The following is a 24,948-nucleotide window of genomic DNA, read 5'->3' on the forward strand; positions in this document are numbered from 1 at the left end:
ATGAACATCCTGATTGAAAACGGCCGTGTCATCGATCCGGGCCAGGCAGTCGACCGCGAAGCCACTTCGCTGTTCGTCGTGGCCGGCAGGATTGCCGCGATCGGCGAAGCGCCGGCCGGCTTTGTCGCCGACGAGGTTGTCGACGCTGCCGGTTGCGTGGTCTGTCCCGGCTTGATCGACCTTGGTGCCCGCCTGAACTCGATCGAGGCCGAACTGGCGGCGGCGGTCGCCGGCGGCGTGACCAGCGTCGTCGTTCCGCCCGATGCCGATCCGCCGCTCGACGAGCCGGAACTGGCCGACCGCCTCGTGCATCGCGGCCGGGAAATCGGCAAGGCCCGCGTCCTGCCGCTCGGCGCCCTGACGCTCGGCCTGCAGGGCGAACGCCTGTCCGAACTGGCCGGGCTGAAGAAGGCCGGCTGTGTCGCCTTCTCGCAGGCCAAGGTGCCGGTGGTCGATACCGAGGCGCTGCTGCGTGCGCTCGAATACGCGGCCAGCTTCGCTTTCCCGGTTTTCCTGCATCCGCAGGATCACTGGCTGTCGCGCAACGGCATCGCGCACGACGGCGAGGTCGCGGCCCGTCTCGGTCTGGCCGGCATCCCGGTCGCCGCCGAGACCATCGCCATCGCCACCATCGTGCAACTGGTGCGCGATACCGGCTGCCGCGTGCACCTGACCCGCCTGTCGTCGGCGGCTGGCGTGGCGCTGGCCAAGGCGGCAATGGCCGAGGGGCTGCCGCTCAGCTTCGATGTCGGCGTCCATCACCTGTTGCTGACCGAAAACGACATCGGCTTCTTCAATACCCATGCCCGCTTCCAGCCGCCGCTGCGTACCCAGGCTGACCGGGCTGCGCTGTCGGCCGCCGCGGCCGCAGGGTTTGCCGCGATCTGCTCGGACCACACGCCGGTCGGTGCCGACGACAAGCTGGTGCCCTTTGCCGAGGCCAAACCGGGCGCCACCGGTCTTGAAGTGCTGTTGCCGCTGACCCTGAAATGGGCGGAACAGGAAGGCGTGGCACTGAGCGCGGCGCTGGCCAGGATCACCAGTGCGCCGGCGGCCATTCTCGGTCTGAGCGGCGGCTCGCTGGCCATCGGCGCAGCGGCCGACATCTGCATCTTCGATCCGGCAGCCGAGTGGCAACTGACGCCCGAGGCGCTCAAGAGTCGTGGCAAGAATTCGCCCTGGCTGGGTTGCCAGATGAGCGGCAAGGTCCGCCGGACGCTGGTTGGCGGGCGCGTCGTGTATTGATCCCCTAGCCCAAGAAGAAGCGGCCATCAGGCCGCTTTATTTTGTTGACGAATACATTGTCATATTCATATAGAATATTCCGGTGCAGCGGAAGGCCGCTGTGCAATCTCACCAATCAGGAATATTCAGGAGGAGGCATCGATGAAACGCATTACCACCCTGTTGTTCGGCATGCTGGCAGGCATCGGCATGGCGATGGCCGCCGTCAATATCAATACGGCGACCGAGGCGGAACTGGACGCGGTCAAGGGCATCGGCCCGGGCAAGGCGCGGGCGATTGTCGAACACCGGGACAAGAACGGCCCGTTCAAGTCGGTTGACGATCTGACGAACGTCAAAGGCTTCGGCAAGAAGAGTATCGACAAGCTGCGGTCGGAATTGACGACCGGCGCGGCAAGCAGCCCGGCCAAGAAATAGCCTTCAGGCGGTACCGGGGTCCGTTCAGCCGGCGAAAGCGGCGATGCGGGCCTCGGTGCTGCCGCAGATTTCCACGACCTTGTGGCGTGAGGTCTGACCGCTCTTGAGCGTGACCGCAGATCGGGGCAGGTCAAGCTGCTCGGCCACGAAACGGAGCAGCGCATCATTGGCCTTGCCGTCGACTGGTGGCGCCGCCAGGCGGATTTTCAGTGCCTCGCCGTGCAGGCCGGCGACTTCGGTTTTTTTGGCACCCGGCTGGATGTGCAGCGTCAGCGTCGCGCTGCCATCCTTGCCGAAGCGGTACCAGACGGACATCAGACGATCATCAGCACGACCTGCAGCAGCAGGATGACGACCAGCGGCGACAGGTCGACGCCGGCGATCAGCGGGACGAAACGGCGGATTGGATCGAGGATCGGCCGCGCCAGTTGATTGACGGTCGGGGCAATCGGCGAATAGGGGTTGATCCAGGACAGAACCGCCTGCAGGATGACGACGCCGATGGTGATGTAGATGGCCAGGCGGATCAGGCCGCGGATGGCCAGCATCAGGATCATCAGGACGGTGCCGAAGGCGTCGGCGCTGAGTTCGACCGGCGTCACCGACAACAGCAGGCCGGCGTACATCAGTTGCAGCCACAGCGCGGCCACCAGGCTGGCCCAGTCCACGCCGGCGACGCCGGGGACGATGCGACGCAGGGGCTTGACCGCCCAGTTGGTGAGCTTGACGACGAAATCGCCGAGTTGTCCGGCGAACGACACTCGCGCCATCTGCATGATGAAGCGCAGCAGCAACAGGGTGCAGAAAAAACTGACGACCGCGTTGATCAGGAAAAAGAAAGCCTGCATCACGCATCTCCTCCGAGCAGCTTGCCGAGTTCGCGGCCACGCGTTTCAGCGGCCAGACAACCGGCGACGATGCCATCCTTGACGCCGCGTTCGAGCATCACCTTGAGTGCCGCCTCGGTGGTGCCGCCCTTGGAGGTGACGCGCTCGCGCAGCAGCGAAGCCGGTTCGTCGGAGGCAGCGGCCAGTGCGGCGGCACCCTGAACGGTTTCGATGGCCAGCTGGCGACCCTGGGCCGGCGTGAAGCCGAGTTCGGCGGCGGCCTGCTGCAGGGCTTCGATGAACAGGAAGACATAGGCCGGGCCGCTGCCGGAAATGGCGGTAACGGCATCCATCTGCGCTTCATCGTCGATCCAGACGGTGCTGCCGACGGCGCGCAGGACGCGTTCGGCCAGTGCCTTGCCGGCGCTGTCGACGTCGGGCAGTGCGCACAGGCCGGTGATGCCGGCACCGATCAGGGCCGGCGTATTCGGCATGCTGCGCACGATCTGCCGGTGGCCGCCGAGCCAGCGCGACAGCGCGCTCATGTCGAGGCCGGCGGCGATGCTGACGACGATGGCCTGGCCGAGACGACCGACCAATGGCGCCACCGCTTCGCGCATCTGCTGCGGCTTGACGGCAAGGACGAGGACGTCGGGCGCGTCGGGGGCATCGCCGGCAGTGGCGTGGCAATGGACGCCGTAGCTGGCGGCCAGGCGTGCTCGGGCATCGGCACCCGGATCAATGACGTGGATGTCGGCTGCGGCAAAGCCCTGCTTCACCATGCCGCCGATCAGCGCGTTGGCCATGTTGCCGCCGCCCAGGAAGAGAATCTTCATGCGTAGTTTCTTTCACCAAAAATGGCCGTGCCGATGCGCACCAGGGTGGCGCCTTCGGCAATGGCTGCTTCAAGATCGTGGGACATGCCCATGGACAGCGTATCCAGCGCCAGGCCGGTGCGCTGCAGTTGTTCGAAAATCCCGCGCAATTGCCGGAACGGCAGGCGTTGCGCGGCAATGTCGTCGGTCGGTTCGGGAATCGCCATCAGGCCGCGCAGGCGCAAGCCGGGCAGCCGGGCTACCGCCTGGCACAGGGCAGCCGCTTCGGCGGGCGCGCAACCGCTCTTGCTGGCTTCGCCCGAGACGTTGACCTGGACACACACATTGAGCGGCGGCAGCGTCAATGGCCGCTGCGCCGACAGGCGTTCGGCAATCTTCAGCCGGTCCACCGAATGCACCCAGTCGAAATGTTCGGCGACCAGGCGCGTCTTGTTGCTCTGCAAGGGGCCGATGAAATGCCAGGTGAGTGAATTGCCGGCGGCGCTCGCCAAAAGCTTGTCCACGCCCTCCTGGACGTAGTTTTCGCCAAAGTCGGTTTGTCCGGCGGCGGCCGCGGCCAGCACGTCGGCCAGCGGCTTGGTCTTGCTGACGGCCAGCAGGCTGATGCTGTCCGTCGGCCGCCCGGCCGCCCGCGCCGCTTGTGCGATGCGGTTTCGTACGGCTTGCAGGTTGTCGGCGATTGCGCTCATAATCCATTGGCAATTTCGATCGACCAAGTATACACGGGCTCCAAGGACCAATCGCATGGACATCACCGAACTGCTGGCCTTCAGCGTCAAGAACAAGGCATCCGACCTTCACCTGTCGTCCGGCTTGCCGCCGATGATTCGCGTCCATGGTGACGTGCGCCGCATCAACCTGCCGCCGATGGAGCACAAGGACGTGCACGGCATGGTGTACGACATCATGAACGACAGCCAGCGCAAGATTTTCGAGGAAACGCTGGAATGCGATTTCTCCTTCGAGATTCCCAACCTGGCCCGCTTCCGGGTTAACGCCTTCAACCAGCAACGCGGTGCCGCCGCCGTCTTCCGGACGATTCCGACCAAGGTGCTGACGCTGGAAGAGCTGAACTGCCCGAAGATATTCAAGGATATTTCCGAGTATCCGCGCGGCATCGTGCTGGTCACCGGCCCGACCGGTTCCGGCAAGTCGACGACGCTGGCGGCGATGGTCAACCACGTCAATGAAAACGACTACGCGCACATCCTGACCATCGAGGACCCGATCGAATTCGTCCATGAGTCGAAGAAGTGCCTGATCAACCAGCGCGAAGTCGGTCCGCAGACCCTGTCTTTCTCGAACGCCTTGCGTTCGGCGCTGCGTGAAGACCCGGATGTGATCCTGGTCGGCGAATTGCGCGACCTGGAAACCATCCGCTTGGCGCTGACTGCGGCCGAGACCGGCCACCTGGTGTTCGGCACCTTGCATACCTCGTCGGCCGCCAAGACCATCGACCGGGTGGTCGACGTCTTCCCCGCTGACGAAAAGGAAATGGTCCGCGCCATGCTGTCCGAATCGCTGCGTGCCGTCATCTCGCAGACCCTGCTCAAGACCAAGGACGGTCAAGGCCGCGTAGCAGCCCACGAGATCATGATCGGCACGCCGGCGATCCGCAACCTGATCCGCGAGAACAAGGTCGCACAGATGTATTCGGCGATCCAGACCGGCCAGGCCCAGGGTATGCAGACGCTCGACCAGTGTCTGATCGATCTGGTCCGCCGCAACGTCGTGGCCAGCGGCGAAGCCCGCCTGCGCGCCGCCAACAAGGACGCCTTCCCGGCCTGATGCCGGCCAGTTGATTCGGGGGAATAAATGGAACGCGATCAGGCAATGAAATTCATGCACGATCTTCTGCGCCTGATGGCGCAGAAGCGTGGTTCGGACTTGTTCATCACCTCCGGCTTTCCGCCGGCCATCAAGATCGACGGCAAGATCACGCCGGTCTCCAACCAGGTGCTGACATCGCAGCACACGGCCGAACTCGCCCGTTCGATCATGAACGACCGGCAGGCCGCCGAATTCGAGTCGACGCGCGAATGCAACTTCGCCATCTCGCCGACCGGCATCGGCCGTTTCCGCGTCAATGCGCTGGTTCAGCAGGGGCGCGTCGCGGTTGTCTGCCGGACCATCAACATGACCATCCCGACCTTGGACGATCTTGGCCTGCCAGCGGTGGTCAAGGACCTGGCGATGACCAAGCGCGGCCTGATCATCTTTGTCGGCGGTACCGGTACCGGCAAGACGACCTCGTTGGCGGCGTTGGTCGATTACCGCAACGAGAACAGCTACGGCCACATCATCACGATCGAGGACCCGATCGAATACGTGCATGAGCACAAGAACTGCATCGTCACCCAGCGCGAAGTCGGCGTGGATACCGACGACTGGGGCCCGGCGCTGAAGAACACCCTGCGCCAGGCGCCGGACGTCATCCTGATGGGCGAAATCCGCGACCGCGACACCATGGACTACGCCATCGCCTTCGCCGAGACCGGCCATCTGGCGCTGGCGACACTGCACGCCAACAGCACCAACCAGGCGATCGACCGGATCATCAACTTCTTCCCCGAAGAGCGCCGTCAGCAACTGCTGATGGACCTGTCGCTGAATGTGCGGGCAATGGTTTCGCAGCGCCTGCTGCCGAAGAAGGACGGCAAAGGCCGGGTTGCCGCGGTCGAGGTGATGCTCAACTCGCCGCTGATTTCCGACCTGATCTTCCGCGGCGAGGTCCAGGAGATCAAGGAAATCATGAAGAAGTCGCGCGAACTCGGCATGCAGACCTTCGACCAGGCCTTGTTCGACCTCTACGACGCCGGCAAGATCAGCTACGAGGATGCCTTGCGCAACGCCGACTCGCTCAACGACCTGCGCCTCCAGATCAAGTTGCACGGCAAGGAATCCAAGGATCGCGACCTGACCCAGGGCATCGGGCATCTCGATATCGTCTGACCCGCTGGAGATTCATCATGTCCCCCATCGTTCGCCGTCTTGCCGTTGCGCTCGGTTTTTTCCTGACGACCGGCTTGGTTCAGGCCGCCGGCCTCGACAGCATTTCCAATGCCGATGCCGGTACCGGGGTGCGTCAGGCGCTGGCCAAGGGGGCCGAGTATGCGGTCGGCTCGCTGGGCCAGAAAAATGGTTTTCTGGCCAACAGCAAGGTCAAGATTCCCTTGCCGGGCTACCTGGAAAAGGCCGAGTCCGGGCTGCGCATGTTCGGTATGGGCAAGCAGGCCGACCAGTTGGTCGAGACCATGAACCACGCCGCAGAAAATGCCGTGGCCCAGGCCTTGCCCATCCTCTCCGATTCCATCAAGCGGATGACCTTGCAGGACGCCAAGGCCATCCTGACCGGCGGTGACGACAGCGTGACCGAATATTTCCGCCGTTCGTCGAGCGAGCAACTGACAGTCAAATTCCTGCCGATCGTCAAGTCGGCGACCAGCAAGCTGCAACTGGCCGACCAGTACAACAAGTTCGCCGGCAAGGCGGCGAGTTTCGGCCTGGTCGACAAGAAGGACGCCGATATCGACAACTACGTCACGCAAAAGGCCATGGACGGCCTGTTCCTGATGATCGCCGAAGAGGAGCGCAAACTGCGCACCAACCCGGCCGCGGCGGGCAGTGCGATCCTGAAGAAGGTGTTTGGCGCACTCTAAGTCGCTGTCGAGATTCAAGTATCCGGCCAGGATGCCGTAGATCGGGTCAGGAGCCCGATCATGAAAACCTCACGCCTGATTTCGACCACGCAGCGCCATTCGCCGGAAGCGGCGGAACGGGCTTTGCTGGCCCAGGCGCACGCAGTCCGCCGGGTCGAGGCGATGGAAGCTGCCAGCAACGACCGCGAACGCTCCCTGCAGCAGGACATGGCCGAGGTCGATCCGCGCAGTGTCGGTCCCTATCAGGGCGTCGAACGGCGTCGTCAGGACGCGGAAAGACTGGCCGCGCAACTGGCGGGCCTGGGTCCGCTGGGCCTGTTGCTGCTGAACATGAACACCCGCGGCAAGCGTCCGGGAAAAATCGACGAGACGGTCTGAGCCGGCCCTGCTGGTGCATGCGGTAAAATGCGCAGCCGCGTCGAAGCTTGCCTGTCCGGCACGACTTCGACCCCTTGTCATCCCGTACCAGGAATCCTGGCGCCATGTCCGGCCTCAATCCCCAGCAACGCGAAGCGATCCATTACCTCGACGGTCCCCTGCTTGTCCTCGCCGGCGCCGGTTCGGGCAAGACGCGCGTGATCACGCAGAAGATCGCCTACCTGGTCCAGGACTGCGGTTTCCAGCCGCGCAACATTGCCGCCATCACCTTCACCAACAAGGCGGCGAAGGAAATGCAGGAGCGCGTCGGCAAGCTGATGTCGTCGTCGATCGCCAACGAGTTGCAGATTTCGACCTTTCACTCGCTGGGCGTGCGCATCCTGCGCGAGGAAGCGAAGGTGCTCGGCTACAAACCCCGCTTTTCCATTTTTGATTCCGCCGACTGCGCCGGCATCATCGGCGATTGCGCCAAGACGGTGGACAAGGCGACGCTGCGCCGGCTGCAGTCGGTCATCTCCAACTGGAAGAATGCGCTGATCACGCCCGAGGCCGCCCGCCTCCTCGTCGCCAACGAGCACGAAGCGCTCGCCGCCGCTGCCTACCTGAGCTACGAGGCGACGCTGAAAGCCTACCAGGCGGTCGATTTCGACGATCTGATCGGCCTGCCGGTCAAACTGTTCAGCGAGCATCCGCAGATCGCCGAGAAGTGGCAGAACCGCCTGCGCTACCTGCTGGTCGATGAATACCAGGACACCAATGCCTGCCAGTACCAGTTGCTCAAGCTGCTGACCGGCGTCCGCGCCCAATTCACCGCGGTGGGCGACGACGACCAGGCGATCTACGGCTGGCGCGGCGCCGACATCGACAACCTGAAGAAACTGCCCAACGAATTCCCGGCGCTCAAGGTGATCAAGCTCGAGCAGAATTACCGCTCGACCGTCCGTATCCTGAAGGCCGCCAACAACGTCATCTCGCACAACGAGAAACTGTTCGACAAGACCCTGTGGTCGGAACTCGGTCACGGCGACCCGATCTACGTCACTGCCAGCAAGGACAACGAGGCCGAGGCCGAGAGCGTGGTCATGAAACTACAGGCCCATCGCTTCGAGCATCGCGGCAAGTTCCGCGACTACGCCATCCTCTACCGCTCGAATCACCAGGCCCGCCTGCTCGAAACGCAACTGCGCAACCAGAAGATTCCCTATCTGCTGTCCGGTGGCCAATCCTTCTTCGACAAGGCCGAAATCAAGGATCTGACCAGCTATCTGCGTCTGCTGGCCAACGAGGACGACGATCCGGCCTTCATCCGCGCGGCGACCACGCCCCGGCGCGGCATCGGCGCGGCCACCCTGCAGGTGCTCGGGCAATACGCCGGCGAGCGGCACGTTTCGCTGTTCCATGCGGCCTTCGAGGAAGGCTTTGCCCACCGCGTGCAGGCCCGCCAACTCGAACCCCTGCTCGAATTCTGCCAGTTCATCAACCGCATGCAGGCGCGGGCAAGCCGCGAGCCGGCGCAGCAGGTACTGCCCGACCTGCTCAAGGCGATCGATTACGAAACCTATCTCTACGACACCGAAGAACAACGCACGGCCCAATCGCGCTGGGCCAATGTCGGCGAATTCGCCGAGTGGATCAACAAGAAGGGCGAGGAAGACGGCAAGACGCTGATCGACCTGGTGCAGAGCATCGCCCTGATCAACATGCTGGAAAAACAGAACAGCGACGAGGTCGATGCCGTTCAGCTATCGACGCTGCATGCCGCCAAGGGGCTGGAGTACAAGCATGTCTTCCTGGTCGGCGTCGAGGAGGGAATCCTGCCCCACCGCGAGTCGCTGGACCCGGCCAAGCTGCAGGAAGAGCGTCGGCTGATGTATGTCGGCATCACGCGCGCCCAGCGCTCGCTGCACATCAGTTACTGCGAGAAGCGCAAACAGGCGCGTGAAATGATTCCCTGCGAGCCGTCGCGCTTTATCGCCGAGATGGGCCAGGAAGACGTGCGCTTTTCCGGTGGCAAGCAGGCGGCGATACCCGACCGGGCCACCGGTAGTGCCCGGCTCGACGCGATGAAGGCCTTGCTGGCCGCCAAGAAATAAAAAAAGGGAGGCCGCGGCCTCCCTTTCTCGAAATTGCTGGTCTTGCGGCTTACTTGACCTTGCTCAGGATGTAATCGACGGCACCCTTGACTTCGTCCTCGGACAGCTTGGCCGCACCACCCTTCGGCGGCATCGCGCCCTTGCCGTTGATCACGGCAGCGTACAGGGCGGCATTGCCGGCACCGAGGCGGGCAGTCCAGTCACCCTTGGCGTCGATCTTCGGTGCGCCGGCAGCGCCGGTGTTGTGGCAGGCGCCACAGACGCTGTTGTACACGGTCGGGCCATCCTTCGGCGCGCCGCCGGCTTCGGCGACTTCAACCTTGGCCAGTTGGAAACGGGCAACCGGCTGGATGCGCAGTTCGGCTTCGTCTGCGCCAGCGTTGTTGTTCGCGGCAGATTCGAAGGACTTGTTGGTCAGCGGAAAGAGAATTGCGATCAGGACTGCGGCGACGATGATGATCGCCCACATGATGCTTTTGGAAGAATGTTGCTCGGCCATGCTGAAGACCCCGTTTGCAAAAAGGACAAAGCCGAAATTATAACGGCTGACGTATGATTACGCGCAAAAAAAACCCCGCCATCGGCGGGGTGCAAATTCTCGAATGGGGGGAATTCGAGAGGAGGGGTTCAATGCCCTTGCAGTTTATGATTTTGCAGCCACCGGGTCTGTCGCCCTTTGGTAGCGCTTCTGTAACCAATTGTTAGGATTGAGCCATGAATGAACTCGAAGCAATTGCCGCTCGCCTGGGCCGTCTTCTGGAAAGCCGGGGCGAATGCCTGGCGGTGGCTGAATCGTGTACCGGTGGCTGGGTGGCGCAGACGCTGACGGCGGTGGCTGGTAGTTCCGCCTGGTTCGATCGCGGTTTCGTCACTTATTCGAACGCCGCCAAGCGCGACATGCTGGGCGTGCCGGAAACGACGCTGGTCCGCCATGGTGCAGTTTCCGAAGCGGTCGCCCGGGCAATGGCCCAGGGCGTGCTGGCCCACAGTGTGGGCGACTGGTCGGTGTCGATCACCGGCATTGCCGGCCCGAGCGGCGGCTCGCCGGAGAAACCGGTGGGTATGGTCTGTTTTGCCTGGGCCGGACGGCAAGCCGGCTGTACTGCCGCGACCTGTCAATTTAGCGGCGATCGGGCTGCCGTGCGCGAGCAATCGGTGCGTCATGCGCTGGCCGGGCTGATCTCCCTGATCGAAGCTCAGCCGGCACTGGCGTAAGGGCGTTCAGCCCGGCAGCGGCTCGAACAGGGCGGCCAGGTCGTCGTCGCCGAACTTGACGTCGACCTGATGATCCTCGGACAGGATGCCGGCCGCCAGTTCGGCTTTGCGCTCCTGCAGGGCCAGGATCTTTTCCTCGATACTGCCGCTGACGATCAGCTTGTAGACGAATACCGGCTTGTCCTGGCCGAGGCGGTGGGCACGGTCGGTGGCCTGGTTCTCGACGGCCGGGTTCCACCACGGGTCGTAGTGGATCACGGTGTCGGCGGCGGTCAGGTTGAGGCCGACGCCGCCGGCCTTCAGACTGATCAGGAAGATCGGGACTTCGCCCTCCTGGAAACGCCGGATCGGTGTTTCGCGGTCGACGGTGTCGCCGGTCAGCTTGGCGTAGCCGAGACCGGCAGCGTCGAGTTCCTGTTCGATCAAGGCGAGCATGCTGGTGAATTGCGAGAAAACCAGGATGCGCCGACCTTCGTCCACCAGTTCGGGGAGCATGGCCATGAGCAGATCGAGCTTGGCCCGTTCGCTGACCTTGCGTGCCGAGCTGGCCTTGACCAGGCGCGGGTCGCAGCAGACCTGGCGGAGCTTGAGCAGGGCGTCGAGGATGACGATCTGGCTGCGCGCGAAGCCGCGCTGGGCGATCTCGTCGCGAACCTTGGCGTCCATCGCCGCGCGCACCGTTTCGTAAAGGTCGCGCTGGCCGCCTTCCAGTTCGACGCTGCGCACGATGACCGTCTTCGGCGGCAATTCGCGGGCGACGTCTTCCTTCTTGCGGCGCAGGATGAAGGGGCGGATGCGGCGGGCGAGCAGGTCGCGGCGGTCAGTGTCGGCCTGCTTCTCGATCGGCGTGCGCCAGTGGCGGGTGAACTGCTTGCTGCTGCCGAGGAAGCCCGGGAGCAGGAAGTCGAACTGGCTCCACAATTCGCCGAGGTGGTTTTCCAGCGGCGTGCCGGTCAGGCACAGGCGATGCCGCGCGTCGATCTTGCGCACCGCTTCGGCGCTGCGGCTCTGGGCATTCTTGACCGTCTGCGCTTCGTCGAGGATGAGCAGGTGGTAGCTGTGCTGCATCAACTCGTCGGCATCGCGCCAGAGCAGCGGATAGGTGGTCAGGACGACGTCGTGGCTGTCGATCTCGGCGAAGCGCTGCTTGCGTTCCGGGCCATGCAGCGAGAGCACGCGCAGGCTGGGCGCGAAACGCGCGGCTTCGCTCTTCCAGTTGAAGATCAGCGAGGTCGGCAGGATCACCAGGGCTGGCTTGTCGAGGCGCCCCTGTTCCTTTTCCAGCAGCAGGTGGGCCAGGGTTTGCGCGGTCTTGCCCAGGCCCATGTCGTCGGCCAGGATGCCGCACAATTTCTGCTCGCGCAGGAACTGCAGCCAGGCCAGGCCTTCCTTCTGGTAGGGGCGCAAGTCCAGGCACAGGCCGGCTGGCGGCTGGATGTCGACGATGCCCTGGGCGGCCTGCAGACGCTCGGCCAGGGCCATGACGTCATTCTGGCCGCGGAATTCCCAGCGGCTGGTGTCGCTCAGCTCGGCCAGGCGCGGCGCGTCGAAACGCGACAGGCGCAAGGTCGGGCCGCCGCTGAAACCGTCGAACAGGTCGATCAGCGTCGATGCCAGCGGTTTGATGCGGCCGGCCGGGACGCGCAGGCGCTTGCCGGCCGGGGTCAGCAGTTCGATCCTTTCGCTGTCCGGGATGCGCGACAGTTCGTAGCTTTCCAGCCAGCGCGGGTCGCGCCGGAACAGCGTGGACAGCAGGGGCGCCAGCGGCAGGCGCTCGCCTTCGACGAGGATGCCCATGTCGAGGTTGAACCAGCCGTCGTCGGCTTCGATCAGTTCGGCATCCCAGGCGTCGACTTCGACCACGTGGTGGCGGAAATCGTCGGGGAATTCGATCTGCCAGCCGGCTTCGCGCAGCAGCGGCAGCTGGTGCTGCATGAAGTCCGGCCAGGTGGCTTCGTCGGCCAGGCCGTGAATGCCTTCGGGCGGGCTGCCGAAAGTGTTGAGCGTGTTCGCCGGAATCTTCTGCAGGCCGCTTTGCGTGAGGCTGGCCATGACCCGGGCTTCGTCTTCCGGGCGGCGCTTGACGCGGACGGTTTCGCCTTCGGGCAGGGTGACGAACTCGTTCTTTTCGTCGGGGCGCAGATCGGCGTCGCCGTAGCGGAAGATTACGTGGGCCACGTCGAAGGGGCCGCCGCTGAAGCTGTAGGGGTAGTGGCGCCAGGGGCGGTGGCCGTGCGTGTGCAGGGTTTCCAGTTGCAGGACCGGCTGCAGCGGGGTTTCGATCAGGCGCAGGCGGGCGCTGGCATCCTCGGCCGGCAGCGGCAGTTCGGGTGCCAGTTCGGACAGTGCGTCGGCGACGACCGCCGCTTCCTTGGCTGACAGCGGCGGCAGGCTGAACAGGCGATTGACCACACCGGGGTTGCCGGTCACCGTCAACGGCCCGGTCTCGCCCTCGGTCAGGTCCACATACCACGGCGGATCGACGGCGATGATCAGTTCGGTCGGTGGCTCGGGCTTCAGGTAGGGGCGCTGGAAGCCCTGGCTGTCGATCTGCCAGCCGACGCTGGCCGGGCGGCTGTCGCCAGCATGCAGCGGCAGTGCCAGATCGGCCTCCGGGTAGAGGCGGTTGGTAGCGGCCATCCGTTCGAGGATTTCAGCGCCGTGTTTGGGCCCCAGCCCGTAGGCGCGCAGGCCGCTGTCGTGGCCGCGTTCGGCCCAGATCAGGCGGAGGATGCCGAGATCTTCTTCAGTGACGAACTGCGGCGGGGTGATCAGCGCGCGGTCGACCTTCCACCATTCCTCGGCGTTTTCCGGGTACTTGCCTTTACGCAGTTCGATGCCGAAACGCCGGCGGTCGGGCGTCCATTTGAGGATGTAATACAGTTGCTGGCGGGCGCTGGCCGGGCGGGCCTTTTTCTTGGCCACGGCGATCGACGCCCGGCGCAGGTCTTCGACCCAGGAGAGCACGCTGCCGCTGACCCGGGTTTTCGGGTTGCGCGTTTCGATCACCTTGAGCAGGGTCGCGGCGATGTGCTTGCAGTGGTGGCCGACCGGGCAGGTGCAACTGGCGACCAGCTGCATGTCGTCTCCCTGGGCCCGGATCAGCGCTTCGACACGGTAGGGGCGGCGGGCCGAGCCGGGCACTTCGGCGTGGATTTCGCCGTGCTCGACATTGAGGTCGCGAACCAGGTCGACATAGGGGCGTCCCTTGGCGATCTCGGCGTCGCCCAGCCAGTCGGCGATGTCCGCCTCGCTGAAGCTGTCGGTCAGTTCGTCGTAGTTCTGCATCACAGGTGCTGGCTGCCGAGCAGCAAGGCCAGCAGCAGGGCGATCAGCGCCAGCCAGACGTTTTGCCAGCGCCGGGCGCGGACCAGTTGTTCCATCTGCGGCTGCAGGCTGGGTTGTGCCGGCGTGCTGAGTGCCTGGTGCACTAGGCGCGGCAACTGCGGCAGGGTGCGGGCCAGATACGGCGCTTCCTGTTTGAAGGTCTTGATCAGGCCGCGCCAGCCGACCTGCTCGCTCATCCAGCGCTCAAGGAAGGGCTTGGCGGTTTTCCACAGGTCGAGTTCCGGATCGAGCTGGCGGCCGAGGCCTTCGATGTTGAGCAGGGTTTTCTGCAGCATCACCAGTTGCGGCTGGATCTCGACGTTGAAGCGGCGCGAGGTCTGGAACAGGCGCAGCAGCACCTTGCCGAAGGAAATGTCCTTGAGCGGTCGGTCGAAGATCGGTTCGCAGACGGCGCGGATGGCGGCTTCGAATTCATCGACCCGTGTTTCCTTGGGCGCCCAGCCGGATTCGATGTGGGCTTCGGCGACACGCTTGTAATCGCGGCGGAAGAAGGCGAGGAAGTTCTGCGCCAAGTAGTTCTTGTCGGAATCGGTCAAGGTGCCGACGATGCCGAAATCAAGCGCGATGTAACGGCCGTCGGCATGGACGAAGATGTTGCCGGGGTGCATGTCGGCGTGGAAAAAGCCGTCGCGGAAGACCTGGGTGAAGAAGATTTCGACGCCGGCGGCGGAGAGTTTCGAAAGATCGATGCCGTCGGCGCGCAGCTTGTCGATCTGCGAGATCGGCGTGCCGCGCATGCGCTCCATGACCATCACCGTCGACGTGCAGAAATCCCAGTGCACTTCGGGAACGATCAGCAATTCGGAGTCGGTGAAGTTGCGGCGCAGCTGCGAGGCATTGGCGGCTTCGCGCATCAGGTCGAGTTCGTCGCGCAGGTACTTGGCGAATTCGGCGACCACTTCGCGTGGCTTCAGGCGCTTGCCGTCGGACCACAGTTTTTCCAGCAGCAGGGCGCCGCTGTCCATCAGCGCCAGGTCGTGCTCGATGACCGAGAGCATGTTCGGACGCAGGATCTTGACGGCGACTTCGTGGCCGCCGTCGCAGTCGTGCAGGCGCGCAAAATGAACCTGGGCGATCGATGCCGAAGCCACCGGCACCGGGTCGAATTCGGCGAATACCTCGCTGGCCGGGCGGCCGTAGGCTTTTTCGATTTCCTTCAGGGCCAGCGCCGAGTCGAAAGGCGGCACGCGATCCTGCAGCCTGGCCAGCTCGTCGGCGATGTCGGTCGGCATCAGGTCGCGCCGGGTCGACAACACCTGGCCGAACTTGACGAAAATCGGCCCGAGCGCTTCCAGCGCTAGGCGCAGGCGTTCGGCGCGCGGTGCCGACAGGTTGCGCCAGAACTGCAGCGCGTTGGCCAGGCGGACCAGACGGCCGGAGGGCTCGTGCTCGAGCACCATTTCATCCAGCCCGAAACGGCTGGCGACAGTGGCGATCTTGAGCAGGCGGAAAAGGCGCATGGGGATAGGCCGGGATGCAGGCCGGAATTCGGTCAAACGAGGATGTTAACATGCCTGCACATATTGCGCTGCCGCTGGCGGTACAAGTGATGATTCACTGGCAAATTGGCAGCCAGTTTCAGCTAAACTGGCTGCAAGTTCATGGCGGATACAAACGGCGTCCGTCGCCCCAAGCACACAACGGCCCATGTCAGATCAACGCAATCCTTCCGTCATTGCTCGCGAAGCCCTGAAACGGCTGGCATCGCGCCATCTGGCGCCGACGCCTGCCAATTTCCAGGCGTGCTACAACGAGATTGCCAATCTACCCAATGTCTCGCCGTTTCCCGAGCCCCCCCTGCGCCAGCTGGCCGCGGCCCTTACCCCGCGTGGTGATGCGCAGATCGCTCAACTGAGCCGGCTCGATTCGGCGATTTCGGGGCGGAGCTGGCAAGGTGTGCAGGACGCCCTGCAGGGCTTCATCTCAGCCGGCGCCGCCAATGCGTCAGCCACGCATCTGCCGCACGAGACGACGCAGGCCCTGTTGCACCTGTTCGAGACGATGTTGCCGGCCTTCGGGCGTGATGATGTCCGTTTTGCCGAGGCCGTCGATGCCTTGCTCGCGGCGCTGCGCATCTCGCCCTGCGAATTCTCGCGGCTGGATACGGTCCTGCGCGAATTTGCCGTGCTGGTTCCCTGTGCGGTCGAAGAGCAGATCGAAATCCGCGAGTCGCTGCTCAAGCTTCTGCAATTGATCATCCAGAACATCGGCGAACTCAGTGTTGACGATACCTGGTTCAAGGGCCAGATCGACGGTCTGCTGGCGGCGGTCGAGCCGCCGCTGACCCTGCGTCACCTCGACGAGATGGAGCGGCGCCTGCGCGATGTCATGGAGAAGCAGAGCCGGGCGCGGGCGCGTTCGGTTGAGGCGCAGGAGGAAATGCGCCAGATGCTGGCGGCCTTCATCGAGCGTCTGGGGACGATGAATTCCTCCAGTGCACAATTTCAGGAGCGCATCGAGAACAGCGCCCGACAGATCGAGCAGATATCGCGGATCGAGGATCTGGCGCCCCTGCTCAAGGATGTCGTGTCGGCGACCCAGGCCATGGCCGAGGAAACGGCAGTTTCCCGGGAGCAGTTGCGCGGTCTGCAGGACAAGGTGCTGGCGACCGAGGCCGAACTGATCCAGTTGCACCGCGAACTCGACAGCGCGAGCTCGCTCGCCCGTCACGACCCGCTGACCGACACGCTCAACCGCAAAGGCCTGGACGAAGCGCTGGAGCGCGAGATTGCCGCGATGCGCCGGCGCAATTCGGCGCTATCGCTGAGCCTGCTCGACATCGACAACTTCAAGCGGCTCAACGACCGTCTCGGCCATGAAGCCGGCGACAACGCGCTGATTCACCTGGCCAAGGTCGCCCGTGCCTGCATGCGTCCGACCGACACGCTGGCGCGTTACGGCGGCGAGGAATTCGTCATCCTGATGCCCGATACCTCGCTGGAGCAGGGCGTCGAGGCCATGGTCCGGCTGCAGCGCGAGCTGACCAAGGCCTTCTTCCTGTCCGGCAAGGACAAGGTGCTGATCACCTTCAGTGCCGGCGTCGCCCAGCTTGATGAAGGCGAATCCGGCAGCGATGCGATCCGCCGTGCCGACCTGGCAATGTACCAGGCCAAGCGCGCCGGCAAGAACCGCGTCATCGGCGCCTGAGTCGGCCGCGATGGCCGACGTCTGCTGTTTTCCGCCGGTGGCCGCGCCCGGCGCCCGCATCCTGATTCTCGGTAGCATGCCCGGTCGCGCCTCGCTCGATGCCGGCCGCTATTACGCGCATCCGCACAACGCCTTCTGGCCCATCGTCGGCGAACTGTTCGGTTTCTCGCCGGAATTGCCCTATCCGGCCCGCTTGCAGGCCCTGCAGGCCGCCGGGGTGGCGCTGTGGGATGTGATCGCCGCCTGCGAGCGTGAAGGTAGCCTGGACGCCGACATCGTTGCCGGCAGTGTGCGTGCCAACGATTTCCCGGCATTTTTTGCGGCGCACCCTGGGGTGCGCGATGTGTTCTTCAATGGCGCCGCTGCCGAACAGGCGTTTCGCCGTCACGTTCTGCCCGCGCTGGCGGCGACCGGCCTGCGCCTGCAGCGCCTGCCGTCGACCAGTCCGGCGCATGCCGCACTCAACCGGGCGGCCAAGCTTGCCGCCTGGTCGGCGATCCTCAAGCCGTTGACGGGCGGCGAGGGCGTATAATCGCGCTTTTGCTATTTTCAGCCGCAGATCAATGGCCCAAGACGTCAAGACCCAACTGACCGCCCTGTTGCAACAGGCGCTGGCCAGCGTAGCCCCGACCGCAACCGATACGCCGATTCAGCTCGAGCGCCCGCGCGACCCGTCGCACGGCGATTTCGCCACCAACCTGGCGATGCAGCTGGCCAAGGCCCTGAAGAAGAATCCGCGTGAAATTGCCCAGCAACTGGTCAACGAACTGCCGCCGTCGCGGCTGGTCACGGCCGCCGAAGTGGCCGGCGCCGGCTTCATCAATTTCCGCCTCGACGCCGGCACCAAGACCGATGTGGTCAAGGCCGTGCTCGCCGAAAAGGAAAACTTCGGCCGCTCGACCGCCGGCGGCTGGCAGAAGGTCCAGGTCGAGTTCGTCTCGGCCAACCCGACCGGCCCGCTGCACGTCGGCCACGGTCGCGGCGCCGCCTACGGCGCCTCGCTGTCCAGCCTGCTGACCTTCGCCGGCTGGGACGTGACCCGCGAATACTACGTCAATGACGCCGGCCGGCAGATGGACATCCTCGGCCTGTCGACCTGGCTGCGCTATCTCGAACAGCACGACGTGGTCGTGCCCTTCCCGCCGAACGCCTACCAGGGCAGCTATGTGCGTGACATGGCGGCGCAGTTGAAGAATGCCCACGGCGACAAGTACGTGCGCACCGCCGAAGCGGTACTGGCCGGCACCCCGGGCCTGCCCGAAGCCGGACGCAGCGACGACGAAGCCAAGCAGCAGCGCGAACTGCATCTCGACGCGCTGATCGCCAAGGCCAAGGAATTGCTCGGTGCCGATTGGGAATACGTGCACCAGCACGCGCTCAATGAACAACTGGCCGACTGCCGCGACGATCTCGAACAGTTCGGCGTGCATTTCGACGTCTGGTTCTCCGAGAAGGCGCTCTACGACACCGGCCTGGTCGCGCGCTGCGTCGACCTGCTGGAAAAGAAGGGTCACCTCTACGTGCAGAACGGTGCCCGCTGGTTCAAGTCGACCACCTTCGGCGACGAGAAGGACCGCGTCGTCCAGCGTGAAAACGGCCTGTACACCTACTTCGCCTCCGACATCGCCTATCACCTGAACAAGTTCGAACGCGGTTTCGACAAGGTCATCAACATCTGGGGGGCCGATCACCACGGCTACATCCCGCGCGTGACCGGCGCCGTCAAGGCGCTCGACCTCGACAGCGACAAACTGCAGGTGGCGCTGGTTCAGTTTGCCGTGCTCTACCGTAACGGCCAGAAGGCCTCGATGTCCACGCGTTCCGGCGAATTCGTGACCCTGCGCGAACTGCGCGGCGAAGTCGGCAACGACGCCTGCCGCTTCTTCTACGCGCTGCGCAAGTCCGACCAGCACCTCGACTTCGACCTCGACCTGGCCAAGAGCCAGACCAACGAGAATCCGGTGTACTACATCCAGTACGCCCACGCCCGCGTCTGCTCGGTGATCAACCAGTGGGCCGGCGACCTGGCCAGCCTGGCCGATGCCGACCTGGCCTTGCTGAACAACCCGCGCGAACTGGCGATTGCCAACCAGCTCGGCCAGTTCCGCGAAGTGATCGAGACTGCGGCCCGCGATCTGGCGCCGCACATGATTGCCTTCTACCTCAAGGATCTGGCCGGCGAATTCCATGGCTGGTACAACGCCGAGCGCATGCTGGTCGACGATGCCGCCCTGCGCGATGCCCGCGTCGCCCTGGCTGCCGCCGTCCGCCAGGTGATCCGCAACGGCCTGGCGATTCTCGGCGTCAGCGCGCCTGAATCGATGTAAGGAAAACCATGACCCGCGACATGAAATCCACGAAACGCCCGCCGGCGAAGAAAAAATCCGGCGGCGGCACCCTGATCGGCATGTTCATCGGCCTGGTCCTCGGCGTTTGCCTGGCCGCCGGGGTGGTCTGGTACATCAACAAGGCCCCGCTGCCGTTCAACAACCAGGTACAGGGCGGCGAGCGCCCGGCGCTGGCGCAGCCGGGGCAGCCGCTGGCCTTGCCCGGCAAGCCCGGCGATCCGGTGCCGGAAAAGCGTTTCCAGTTTTACGACATCCTTCAGGGCAAGGCCGATGCCGTGCCCGACAAGGTCGAGCCGGCGCCGGTGGTTCCCGAAACCGCCAAGCCCGAAGCGGCCAAGGAAGGCAGCAAGGAAAGCCGGGTTCCCCTGTTCCTGCAGGCCGGTTCGTTCAGCACGGCGCAGGATGCCGACAACCAGAAGGCCAAGCTGGCCTTTATGGGCATCCAGTCGTCGGTGCTGCAGGTCATGATCGAGGACAAGACGCTCTACCGTGTCCGCATCGGTCCCTATTACAAGCTCGATGAATTGAACAAAGTACGCTCCGATCTTGCCAAATCCGGCATCGAAGCCCAATTGTCCAAATAAAGGAGTCAGGTATGGAATTCAGCCGTCGACGTTTCGTCACTTCCGCCATCGCCATGGGCGCCACCCTCAGTGTTGCCGGCCCGCTGGCCGCGCAGACTGCGGGTCGCGATTTCGTCATGATCAATCCGGTGCAGCCCACCGACGATGCCGCCAAGATCGAAGTCGTCGAATTCTTCAGCTATGGCTGCCCGCACTGTGCCGATTTCAACCCGCTGCTCAATCTCTGGGCCGCTGGTCTGCCGGCTGATGTAGTGCTCAAGAAAGTGCCGGTCAGCTTTGGCCGTGCCGCCTGGGGTAACGCCGCCAAGCTCTACTACGCACTCGAGATCACCGGTGATCTGAAGCGCCTGGAAGCCGACGTGTTCAAGGCCATTCACCAGGAACGCACCAACCTGTTTGACGAAAAGACCGCAGCCGGATGGGTGGCAGCGCGCGGTGTCGATCGCAAGAAATTCACCGATGCCTTCGGTTCCTTCGGTGTCCAGAGCAAGGTGCGCCGTGGCGACCAGATGGCAGCTGGCTTCAAGATCGAAGGCGTGCCGGCGATGGCTGTCGATGGCAAGTTCCTGATCGCGACCCTGCAGTTCGAGCAGCAACTGGCCGTGGCCGACAAGCTGATCGCCCGGGTGCGCAGCGAGAAAGCCGGCAAGAAGTAATTGACGCTGAAAGTCTTCATTACGGGCGCCTCGTCGGGTATCGGCGAGGCGCTTGCCGTTTACTACGCGGAAAAAGGCGCCCAGCTCGGCCTGGCCGCGCGCCGTCCGGATTTTCTGGCGGCGCTGAATGAACGCCTCGGCGGCGGACACGCCTGTTATCCGCTCGACGTCACCGATGCGCCGGCGCTGCACGCAGCGGCCAGCGATTTCATCGCCCGTTTCGGCGTGCCCGACATCGTCATCGCCAACGCCGGCGTGTCGGCCGGTACGCTGACCGAGTGCGAGGAAGACCTGGCGGTTTTCCGCCGGGTCATGGATATCAACGTCTTCGGCATGGCGGCCACCTTTGCGCCGTTCATCCCGGCGATGAAGGCCGCCGGTGGTGAGCGGCGGCTGTGCGGCATTGCCTCGGTGGCCGGTATTCGTGGTCTGCCGGGGGCGGAAGCCTACTCGGCGTCGAAGGCGGCGGCAATTGCCTACCTCGAGAGCCTGCGCCTGGAAATGCGCCCGCAGGGCATCAAGGTGGTGACCATCGCCCCGGGCTACATCGAGACGCCGATGACGGCGGTCAATCCCTATCAGATGCCCTTCCTGCTGCCAGCGCCGGAAGCGGCCCGGCGCTTCGCCGCGGCCATCGCACGCGGCGTCTCGTACACGGTGATTCCGTGGCCGATGGGTGTCGTCGCCAAGCTGCTGCGCCTGCTGCCGAACTGGCTCTATGACCGTCTTTTCGTCGCTGCCCCGCGCAAGCCGCGCGGCTTGCTGCGCGACTGATTCAGTGCGCAGTCCGCTGCAGCAGGGTGTCGCTCGCTGCCTCGCTGACCCCGCTCTGTGTGGCGAAGCAGCCGTCGAGCGGACAGTCGCGACCGGGCGGGCATTCGTGTTCGCGCGCGCATTCAAGTTGGGTTTCGTCGGTCAGCACCATTTCACGAACGGCTTCGCAACGGGCGATGGGGGCGTCAAAGATGGACATGGCAGTCTCCGGGTTGGTGTTATGAAATCAGTATAGACAATTTGCCGCCGAATCCCAGTCAGACAGTCCTGTTAAAATGCCCGCCATGCTCGAACTCAAAATCAATGGCGAAAACCGCCAATTTCCCGACCCGCTGACCGTTGCCGGCCTGATCGAGCAACTGGGCTACGCGGGCAAGCGCATCGCCGTCGAGAGAAACGGCGAAATCGTTCCCAAGAGCCAGCATGCGGCAACGCCGCTGGCCTCGGGCGATCAACTCGAAATCGTCGTCGCCGTCGGCGGCGGCTGAAAGGGAGTATTCCATGCATCAACTGACCATCGCCGGCAAGGCGTACCGTTCCCGTTTACTGGTCGGCACCGGCAAGTACAAGGATTTCGCCGAGACCCGCGCGGCCATTGACGCTTCCGGCGCCGAGATCGTCACCGTCGCCGTGCGCCGCGTGAATATCGGCCAGGACGCCAGCCAGCCGAGCTTGCTCGATGCCGTGCCGCCGTCGCAATTCACCATCCTGCCCAACACCGCCGGCTGCTACACGGCCGATGACGCGGTGCGCACGCTGCGCCTGGCGCGCGAACTGCTCGACGGGCATCCGCTGTGCAAGCTGGAAGTCCTCGGCGACCCGACCAACCTGTTCCCGAACATGCCGGAAACGCTGAAGGCCGCCGAGACGCTGGTCAAGGACGGCTTCGAGGTGATGGTCTACTGCGCCGACGATCCCATCCAGTGCAAGATGCTCGAAGAGATCGGCTGCGTTGCGGTGATGCCGCTGGCTTCGCTGATCGGCTCGGGCATGGGCATCGTCAATCCGTGGAACCTGCGTCTGATCATCGATAACGCCAAGGTGCCGATCATCGTCGATGCCGGCGTCGGCACCGCGTCGGACGCGACCATTGCCATGGAACTGGGCTGCGACGGCGTGCTGATGAACACCGCCATCGCCCACGCCAGGAATCCGGTGCTGATGGCCAGCGCCATGAAGAAGGGCATCGAAGCCGGCCGCGAGGCTTTCCTGGCCGGCCGCATGGCCCGCAAATACTACTCGGCCGACCCCTCGTCGCCGACCACCGGACTGATCGGTTCATGAGCGACGACCTGCTGATCCACCCCGCCGCCGAAGGCGACGAAGGCGAATACACCGCCGGCCGCCACGGCCACATCAAGAGCTTCGTCCGCCGCGCCGGCCGCATGTCGGAAGCGCAGCAGCGCTACTACGAGACGATGCTGCCCAAGATCGGCATTGCCTACCAGCCGGAAAACATCGACCTGACGGCGGTGTTTGGCCGCCAGGCGCCGAAGATCCTGGAAATCGGCTGCGGCATGGGCGAAACCACGGCGCGCATCGCCGAGGCGCATCCGGAAAACGATTACTTCGGGCTGGAAGTGCATGTGCCCGGCGTCGGCGCGCTGTGCAAGCTGATTGCCGAGAAGAACCTGAGCAACCTGCGCATCGGCAATCACGACGCCGTCGAAGTGGTGCGCGACATGCTCGCTGAAGGTTCGCTCGACGGCATCCACATCTTCTTCCCCGATCCCTGGCACAAGACGCGGCACAAGAAGCGCCGGCTGATCCAGCCGCCCTTCGTCGCGCTGCTCGCCTCGCGCCTGAAGCCGGGCGGCTACATCCATTGCGCCACCGACTGGGAAAACTACGCGCTGCAGATGCTCGACGTGCTCGGTCGCGAGCCCAGCCTGGACAACAGCGTCGCCAATCCCGCGCCCGAGGCGCTGGCGGCCGCGCTGGAAGCCGATTCCGCCGCCGGCCTGGCCGGCTTCGCCCCGCGTCCGGAATACCGGCCGCTGACCAAATTCGAGAACCGCGGCCTGCGTCTGGGTCACGGTGTCTGGGATCTCGTATTCAGGAAACGCTGACATGTGGTTCAAGAACCTGCAGATCTACCGCCTGCCGACGCCGTGGGCGGTCGACCTGGCCAAGCTCGACGAGCAACTGGCGCGCGGTGAATTCACCCGCTGTCCGTCCAACCAGCCGATGTCGCGTGGCTGGGTGTCGCCGCGCAAGGACGGCGCGCTGATCTACGCCAACAACCGCCAGTGGCTGATCGCGCTGGCCGTCGAGCAGCGCCTGCTGCCGTCGTCGGTGGTCAATGAAACGGCGCAGGAGCGCGCCGAGCTGATCACCGATCAGCAGGGCTACCCGCCCGGCCGCAAGCAGATGAAGGAAATCAAGGAGCGCGTCACCGAGGAGCTGATGCCGCGCGCCTTCACCCGCAAGCGCTCGACCTTCGTCTGGATCGACCCGCAGAACGGCTGGTTCGTCGTCGACGCCGGCAGCCCGGCCAAGGCCGAAGAAGTCATCGAACACCTGCGCCACTGCCTCGACGAGTTCCCGTTGAAGGCGCTGCACACGCAACTCTCGCCGCAATCGGCGATGGCCGACTGGCTGGCTGGCGGCGATGCGCCGGCCGGTTTCACCGTCGACCGCGATTGCGAGCTGAAATCGGTCGCCGAGGAAAAGGCTGCCGTGCGCTACGTCCGCCATCCGCTGGGCGACGAAGTCGGCGCCGAGATCAAGGCCCACCTCGCTGCCGGCAAGCTGCCGACGCGCCTGGCGCTGACCTGGGACGACCGGATCAGCTTCGTCCTCACCGAAAAGCTGGAGATCAAGCGCCTGGCTTTCCTCGACCTGCTCAAGGAAGAGGCCGAGAAGAGTGCCGAGCACGCTGACGAGCAGTTCGACGCCGATTTCGCGCTGATGACCGGTGAGCTGGTGCGCTTCCTGCCGCAACTGATCGAAGCCCTGGGCGGTGAACAGGTCGAAGCCGAGGCGCCCGCCACGGCCCCGGCCGCCGCCGGCACCCCGCCGTGGGAAGCCTGAAACCCAGCGCAGCCTGTCCCTGCGGCAGCGGCAAGCCCTACGCCGCCTGCTGCGGGCCGCTGCACGCCGGCGAAAAGCCGGCGCCGACGGCCGAAGCGCTGATGCGCTCGCGCTACGCGGCCTACGTGCTCAAGCTCGACGATTACCTGCGCGCTACCTGGCATGCGTCGACGCGGCCGAGCGAACTCGACCTTGCTGCCGACGACAGCAAATGGCTGGGGCTGGAAGTGCGTGCTCACCGACAGCAGGACGAGACGCACGCGACGGTCGATTTCGTCGCACGCTACCGCATCGCCGGGCGCGGCTATCGCTTGCACGAACTGAGCCGATTCATCAAGGAAGATGGCATCTGGATGTATATTGACGGCATGATCAACCCCTGATCGAT

Annotated in this window: 27 protein-coding genes; 19 read left to right on the forward strand and 8 right to left on the reverse strand. The window is 64.4% G+C overall.

Annotation, left to right across the window (positions count from 1 at the left end; all coding sequences use genetic code 11):
* Nucleotides 1-1,245 carry a dihydroorotase gene (locus AADV58_RS03050; protein WP_341744049.1) on the forward strand — a complete coding sequence of 415 codons (1,245 nt, stop codon included), beginning with the start codon at nt 1-3 and terminating at the stop codon, nt 1,243-1,245.
* Between the two features lie 141 nt (nt 1,246-1,386).
* A complete protein-coding gene (locus AADV58_RS03055; protein ID WP_028993626.1) occupies nt 1,387-1,662 on the forward strand; it encodes a ComEA family DNA-binding protein in 276 nt (91 codons plus the stop codon).
* 24 nt (nt 1,663-1,686) lie between these two features.
* On the opposite strand, the gene AADV58_RS03060 is transcribed toward AADV58_RS03055, so the two are convergent.
* From AADV58_RS03060 to AADV58_RS03075, 4 genes are read right to left on the reverse strand one after another with little or no spacing between them, the layout of a single operon-like run.
* Entirely contained in the window at nt 1,687-1,977 is a 291-nt protein-coding gene (locus AADV58_RS03060; protein WP_028993625.1) for a DUF167 domain-containing protein, read from the reverse strand.
* Entirely contained in the window at nt 1,977-2,510 is a 534-nt protein-coding gene (locus tag AADV58_RS03065; protein ID WP_298394755.1) for a YggT family protein, read from the reverse strand. Before AADV58_RS03065 ends, AADV58_RS03060 begins: the two co-directional genes overlap by 1 nt.
* The gene (gene proC / locus AADV58_RS03070; protein WP_028993623.1) at nt 2,510-3,325 is read right to left on the reverse strand and encodes a pyrroline-5-carboxylate reductase; all 816 of its coding nucleotides are present in this window, start codon (nt 3,323-3,325) and stop codon (nt 2,510-2,512) included. The genes AADV58_RS03065 and proC overlap by 1 nt, the downstream gene beginning before the upstream one ends.
* The gene (locus AADV58_RS03075) at nt 3,322-4,014 is read right to left on the reverse strand and encodes a YggS family pyridoxal phosphate-dependent enzyme (RefSeq protein ID WP_028993622.1); all 693 of its coding nucleotides are present in this window, start codon (nt 4,012-4,014) and stop codon (nt 3,322-3,324) included. Before AADV58_RS03075 ends, proC begins: the two co-directional genes overlap by 4 nt.
* A gap of 55 nt (nt 4,015-4,069) precedes the next feature.
* Here AADV58_RS03075 and AADV58_RS03080 point away from each other — a divergent pair, with 55 nt between their 5' ends.
* The 5 genes from AADV58_RS03080 to AADV58_RS03100 all read left to right on the forward strand — a co-directional run bounded on the left by AADV58_RS03080 (nt 4,070) and on the right by AADV58_RS03100 (nt 9,455).
* Nucleotides 4,070-5,113 (forward strand): type IV pilus twitching motility protein PilT, encoded by a 1,044-nt coding sequence (locus AADV58_RS03080; RefSeq protein WP_028993621.1) that lies wholly within the window; start codon nt 4,070-4,072, stop codon nt 5,111-5,113.
* 27 nt (nt 5,114-5,140) lie between these two features.
* Complete coding sequence (locus tag AADV58_RS03085) at nt 5,141-6,277, forward strand: PilT/PilU family type 4a pilus ATPase (protein WP_028993620.1); 1,137 nt, start codon at nt 5,141-5,143, stop codon at nt 6,275-6,277.
* A gap of 17 nt (nt 6,278-6,294) precedes the next feature.
* Nucleotides 6,295-6,984, forward strand: a complete 690-nt coding sequence (locus tag AADV58_RS03090; protein WP_341744050.1) for a DUF4197 domain-containing protein — start codon at nt 6,295-6,297, stop codon at nt 6,982-6,984.
* 60 nt (nt 6,985-7,044) lie between these two features.
* Nucleotides 7,045-7,362, forward strand: a complete 318-nt coding sequence (locus tag AADV58_RS03095; protein WP_281984693.1) for a hypothetical protein — start codon at nt 7,045-7,047, stop codon at nt 7,360-7,362.
* Between the two features lie 104 nt (nt 7,363-7,466).
* A complete protein-coding gene (locus AADV58_RS03100) occupies nt 7,467-9,455 on the forward strand; it encodes a UvrD-helicase domain-containing protein (RefSeq protein ID WP_341744051.1) in 1,989 nt (662 codons plus the stop codon).
* A gap of 49 nt (nt 9,456-9,504) precedes the next feature.
* Here the strand turns inward: AADV58_RS03100 and AADV58_RS03105 are convergent, their stop codons facing one another.
* The gene (locus AADV58_RS03105) at nt 9,505-9,954 is read right to left on the reverse strand and encodes a c-type cytochrome (RefSeq protein ID WP_341744052.1); all 450 of its coding nucleotides are present in this window, start codon (nt 9,952-9,954) and stop codon (nt 9,505-9,507) included.
* A gap of 215 nt (nt 9,955-10,169) precedes the next feature.
* On the opposite strand from AADV58_RS03105, the gene AADV58_RS03110 reads away from it, so the two are divergent.
* On the forward strand, nt 10,170-10,670 hold the full coding sequence (locus AADV58_RS03110; protein WP_341744053.1) for a CinA family protein: 501 nt from the start codon (nt 10,170-10,172) through the stop codon (nt 10,668-10,670).
* A 6-nt stretch (nt 10,671-10,676) separates the two neighbouring features.
* Here the strand turns inward: AADV58_RS03110 and AADV58_RS03115 are convergent, their stop codons facing one another.
* Both AADV58_RS03115 and ubiB read right to left on the reverse strand, forming a co-directional pair.
* Nucleotides 10,677-13,958 carry a DEAD/DEAH box helicase gene (locus AADV58_RS03115; protein WP_341744054.1) on the reverse strand — a complete coding sequence of 1,094 codons (3,282 nt, stop codon included), beginning with the start codon at nt 13,956-13,958 and terminating at the stop codon, nt 10,677-10,679.
* Nucleotides 13,958-15,478 (reverse strand): ubiquinone biosynthesis regulatory protein kinase UbiB, encoded by a 1,521-nt coding sequence (gene ubiB / locus AADV58_RS03120; RefSeq protein ID WP_028993613.1) that lies wholly within the window; start codon nt 15,476-15,478, stop codon nt 13,958-13,960. Before ubiB ends, AADV58_RS03115 begins: the two co-directional genes overlap by 1 nt.
* A 187-nt stretch (nt 15,479-15,665) precedes the next feature.
* On the opposite strand from ubiB, the gene AADV58_RS03125 reads away from it, so the two are divergent.
* The 6 genes from AADV58_RS03125 to AADV58_RS03150 are packed head-to-tail and all read left to right on the forward strand — an operon-like array spanning nt 15,666 to nt 21,527.
* Nucleotides 15,666-17,165 (forward strand): diguanylate cyclase, encoded by a 1,500-nt coding sequence (locus tag AADV58_RS03125; protein WP_341744055.1) that lies wholly within the window; start codon nt 15,666-15,668, stop codon nt 17,163-17,165.
* Between the two features lie 10 nt (nt 17,166-17,175).
* A complete protein-coding gene (locus AADV58_RS03130; protein WP_341744056.1) occupies nt 17,176-17,697 on the forward strand; it encodes a DNA-deoxyinosine glycosylase in 522 nt (173 codons plus the stop codon).
* Between the two features lie 31 nt (nt 17,698-17,728).
* On the forward strand, nt 17,729-19,492 hold the full coding sequence (gene argS / locus AADV58_RS03135) for an arginine--tRNA ligase (protein WP_341744057.1): 1,764 nt from the start codon (nt 17,729-17,731) through the stop codon (nt 19,490-19,492).
* Between the two features lie 8 nt (nt 19,493-19,500).
* Nucleotides 19,501-20,097: an SPOR domain-containing protein gene (locus AADV58_RS03140; RefSeq protein WP_341744058.1), complete on the forward strand. Its 597-nt coding sequence runs from the start codon at nt 19,501-19,503 to the stop codon at nt 20,095-20,097.
* 11 nt (nt 20,098-20,108) lie between these two features.
* Nucleotides 20,109-20,753: a thiol:disulfide interchange protein DsbA/DsbL gene (locus AADV58_RS03145; RefSeq protein WP_028993608.1), complete on the forward strand. Its 645-nt coding sequence runs from the start codon at nt 20,109-20,111 to the stop codon at nt 20,751-20,753.
* On the forward strand, nt 20,754-21,527 hold the full coding sequence (locus AADV58_RS03150) for an SDR family oxidoreductase (RefSeq protein ID WP_341744059.1): 774 nt from the start codon (nt 20,754-20,756) through the stop codon (nt 21,525-21,527).
* Nucleotide 21,528: 1 nt separating this feature from the next.
* On the opposite strand, the gene AADV58_RS03155 is transcribed toward AADV58_RS03150, so the two are convergent.
* The gene (locus tag AADV58_RS03155) at nt 21,529-21,726 is read right to left on the reverse strand and encodes a hypothetical protein (protein ID WP_341744060.1); all 198 of its coding nucleotides are present in this window, start codon (nt 21,724-21,726) and stop codon (nt 21,529-21,531) included.
* Nucleotides 21,727-21,811: 85 nt separating this feature from the next.
* Here AADV58_RS03155 and thiS point away from each other — a divergent pair, with 85 nt between their 5' ends.
* The 5 genes from thiS to AADV58_RS03180 are packed head-to-tail and all read left to right on the forward strand — an operon-like array spanning nt 21,812 to nt 24,943.
* Complete coding sequence (gene thiS, locus AADV58_RS03160) at nt 21,812-22,015, forward strand: sulfur carrier protein ThiS (protein ID WP_341744061.1); 204 nt, start codon at nt 21,812-21,814, stop codon at nt 22,013-22,015.
* 13 nt (nt 22,016-22,028) lie between these two features.
* Nucleotides 22,029-22,811 (forward strand): thiazole synthase, encoded by a 783-nt coding sequence (locus AADV58_RS03165; RefSeq protein ID WP_341744062.1) that lies wholly within the window; start codon nt 22,029-22,031, stop codon nt 22,809-22,811.
* Nucleotides 22,808-23,596 carry a tRNA (guanosine(46)-N7)-methyltransferase TrmB gene (gene trmB / locus AADV58_RS03170; protein ID WP_341744063.1) on the forward strand — a complete coding sequence of 263 codons (789 nt, stop codon included), beginning with the start codon at nt 22,808-22,810 and terminating at the stop codon, nt 23,594-23,596. Before AADV58_RS03165 ends, trmB begins: the two co-directional genes overlap by 4 nt.
* Nucleotide 23,597: 1 nt before the next feature.
* A complete protein-coding gene (locus AADV58_RS03175; protein WP_341744064.1) occupies nt 23,598-24,560 on the forward strand; it encodes a recombination-associated protein RdgC in 963 nt (320 codons plus the stop codon).
* Nucleotides 24,548-24,943, forward strand: coding sequence for a YchJ family protein (locus AADV58_RS03180; RefSeq protein WP_341744065.1), 396 nt, complete (start codon nt 24,548-24,550; stop codon nt 24,941-24,943). Before AADV58_RS03175 ends, AADV58_RS03180 begins: the two co-directional genes overlap by 13 nt.
* Nucleotides 24,944-24,948 lie beyond the last annotated feature (5 nt).

The organism is Azonexus hydrophilus (assembly GCF_038368255.1).
In the GTDB taxonomy this organism is placed as follows: Bacteria; Pseudomonadota; Gammaproteobacteria; order Burkholderiales; family Rhodocyclaceae; genus Azonexus; species Azonexus hydrophilus.

Excerpts from the sequence above, each read along its gene's own strand:
- AADV58_RS03155 (WP_341744060.1), bottom strand. The coding sequence starts at position 21,726 with ATGTCCATCTTTGACGCCCCCATCGCCCGTTGCGAAGCCGTTCGTGAA.
- thiS (WP_341744061.1), top strand. The coding sequence starts at position 21,812 with ATGCTCGAACTCAAAATCAATGGCGAAAACCGCCAATTTCCCGACCCG.
- AADV58_RS03060 (WP_028993625.1), bottom strand. The coding sequence starts at position 1,977 with ATGTCCGTCTGGTACCGCTTCGGCAAGGATGGCAGCGCGACGCTGACG.
- AADV58_RS03125 (WP_341744055.1), top strand. The coding sequence starts at position 15,666 with ATGTCAGATCAACGCAATCCTTCCGTCATTGCTCGCGAAGCCCTGAAA.
- AADV58_RS03140 (WP_341744058.1), top strand. The coding sequence starts at position 19,501 with ATGACCCGCGACATGAAATCCACGAAACGCCCGCCGGCGAAGAAAAAA.
- AADV58_RS03050 (WP_341744049.1), top strand. The coding sequence starts at position 1 with ATGAACATCCTGATTGAAAACGGCCGTGTCATCGATCCGGGCCAGGCA.
- AADV58_RS03095 (WP_281984693.1), top strand. The coding sequence starts at position 7,045 with ATGAAAACCTCACGCCTGATTTCGACCACGCAGCGCCATTCGCCGGAA.
- AADV58_RS03105 (WP_341744052.1), bottom strand. The coding sequence starts at position 9,954 with ATGGCCGAGCAACATTCTTCCAAAAGCATCATGTGGGCGATCATCATC.
- AADV58_RS03055 (WP_028993626.1), top strand. The coding sequence starts at position 1,387 with ATGAAACGCATTACCACCCTGTTGTTCGGCATGCTGGCAGGCATCGGC.
- AADV58_RS03065 (WP_298394755.1), bottom strand. The coding sequence starts at position 2,510 with ATGCAGGCTTTCTTTTTCCTGATCAACGCGGTCGTCAGTTTTTTCTGC.
- AADV58_RS03145 (WP_028993608.1), top strand. The coding sequence starts at position 20,109 with ATGGAATTCAGCCGTCGACGTTTCGTCACTTCCGCCATCGCCATGGGC.
- AADV58_RS03100 (WP_341744051.1), top strand. The coding sequence starts at position 7,467 with ATGTCCGGCCTCAATCCCCAGCAACGCGAAGCGATCCATTACCTCGAC.
- proC (WP_028993623.1), bottom strand. The coding sequence starts at position 3,325 with ATGAAGATTCTCTTCCTGGGCGGCGGCAACATGGCCAACGCGCTGATC.
- AADV58_RS03115 (WP_341744054.1), bottom strand. The coding sequence starts at position 13,958 with ATGCAGAACTACGACGAACTGACCGACAGCTTCAGCGAGGCGGACATC.
- AADV58_RS03110 (WP_341744053.1), top strand. The coding sequence starts at position 10,170 with ATGAATGAACTCGAAGCAATTGCCGCTCGCCTGGGCCGTCTTCTGGAA.
- AADV58_RS03165 (WP_341744062.1), top strand. The coding sequence starts at position 22,029 with ATGCATCAACTGACCATCGCCGGCAAGGCGTACCGTTCCCGTTTACTG.
- AADV58_RS03085 (WP_028993620.1), top strand. The coding sequence starts at position 5,141 with ATGGAACGCGATCAGGCAATGAAATTCATGCACGATCTTCTGCGCCTG.
- AADV58_RS03130 (WP_341744056.1), top strand. The coding sequence starts at position 17,176 with ATGGCCGACGTCTGCTGTTTTCCGCCGGTGGCCGCGCCCGGCGCCCGC.
- trmB (WP_341744063.1), top strand. The coding sequence starts at position 22,808 with ATGAGCGACGACCTGCTGATCCACCCCGCCGCCGAAGGCGACGAAGGC.
- AADV58_RS03175 (WP_341744064.1), top strand. The coding sequence starts at position 23,598 with ATGTGGTTCAAGAACCTGCAGATCTACCGCCTGCCGACGCCGTGGGCG.
- AADV58_RS03090 (WP_341744050.1), top strand. The coding sequence starts at position 6,295 with ATGTCCCCCATCGTTCGCCGTCTTGCCGTTGCGCTCGGTTTTTTCCTG.
- ubiB (WP_028993613.1), bottom strand. The coding sequence starts at position 15,478 with ATGCGCCTTTTCCGCCTGCTCAAGATCGCCACTGTCGCCAGCCGTTTC.
- AADV58_RS03075 (WP_028993622.1), bottom strand. The coding sequence starts at position 4,014 with ATGAGCGCAATCGCCGACAACCTGCAAGCCGTACGAAACCGCATCGCA.
- AADV58_RS03080 (WP_028993621.1), top strand. The coding sequence starts at position 4,070 with ATGGACATCACCGAACTGCTGGCCTTCAGCGTCAAGAACAAGGCATCC.
- argS (WP_341744057.1), top strand. The coding sequence starts at position 17,729 with ATGGCCCAAGACGTCAAGACCCAACTGACCGCCCTGTTGCAACAGGCG.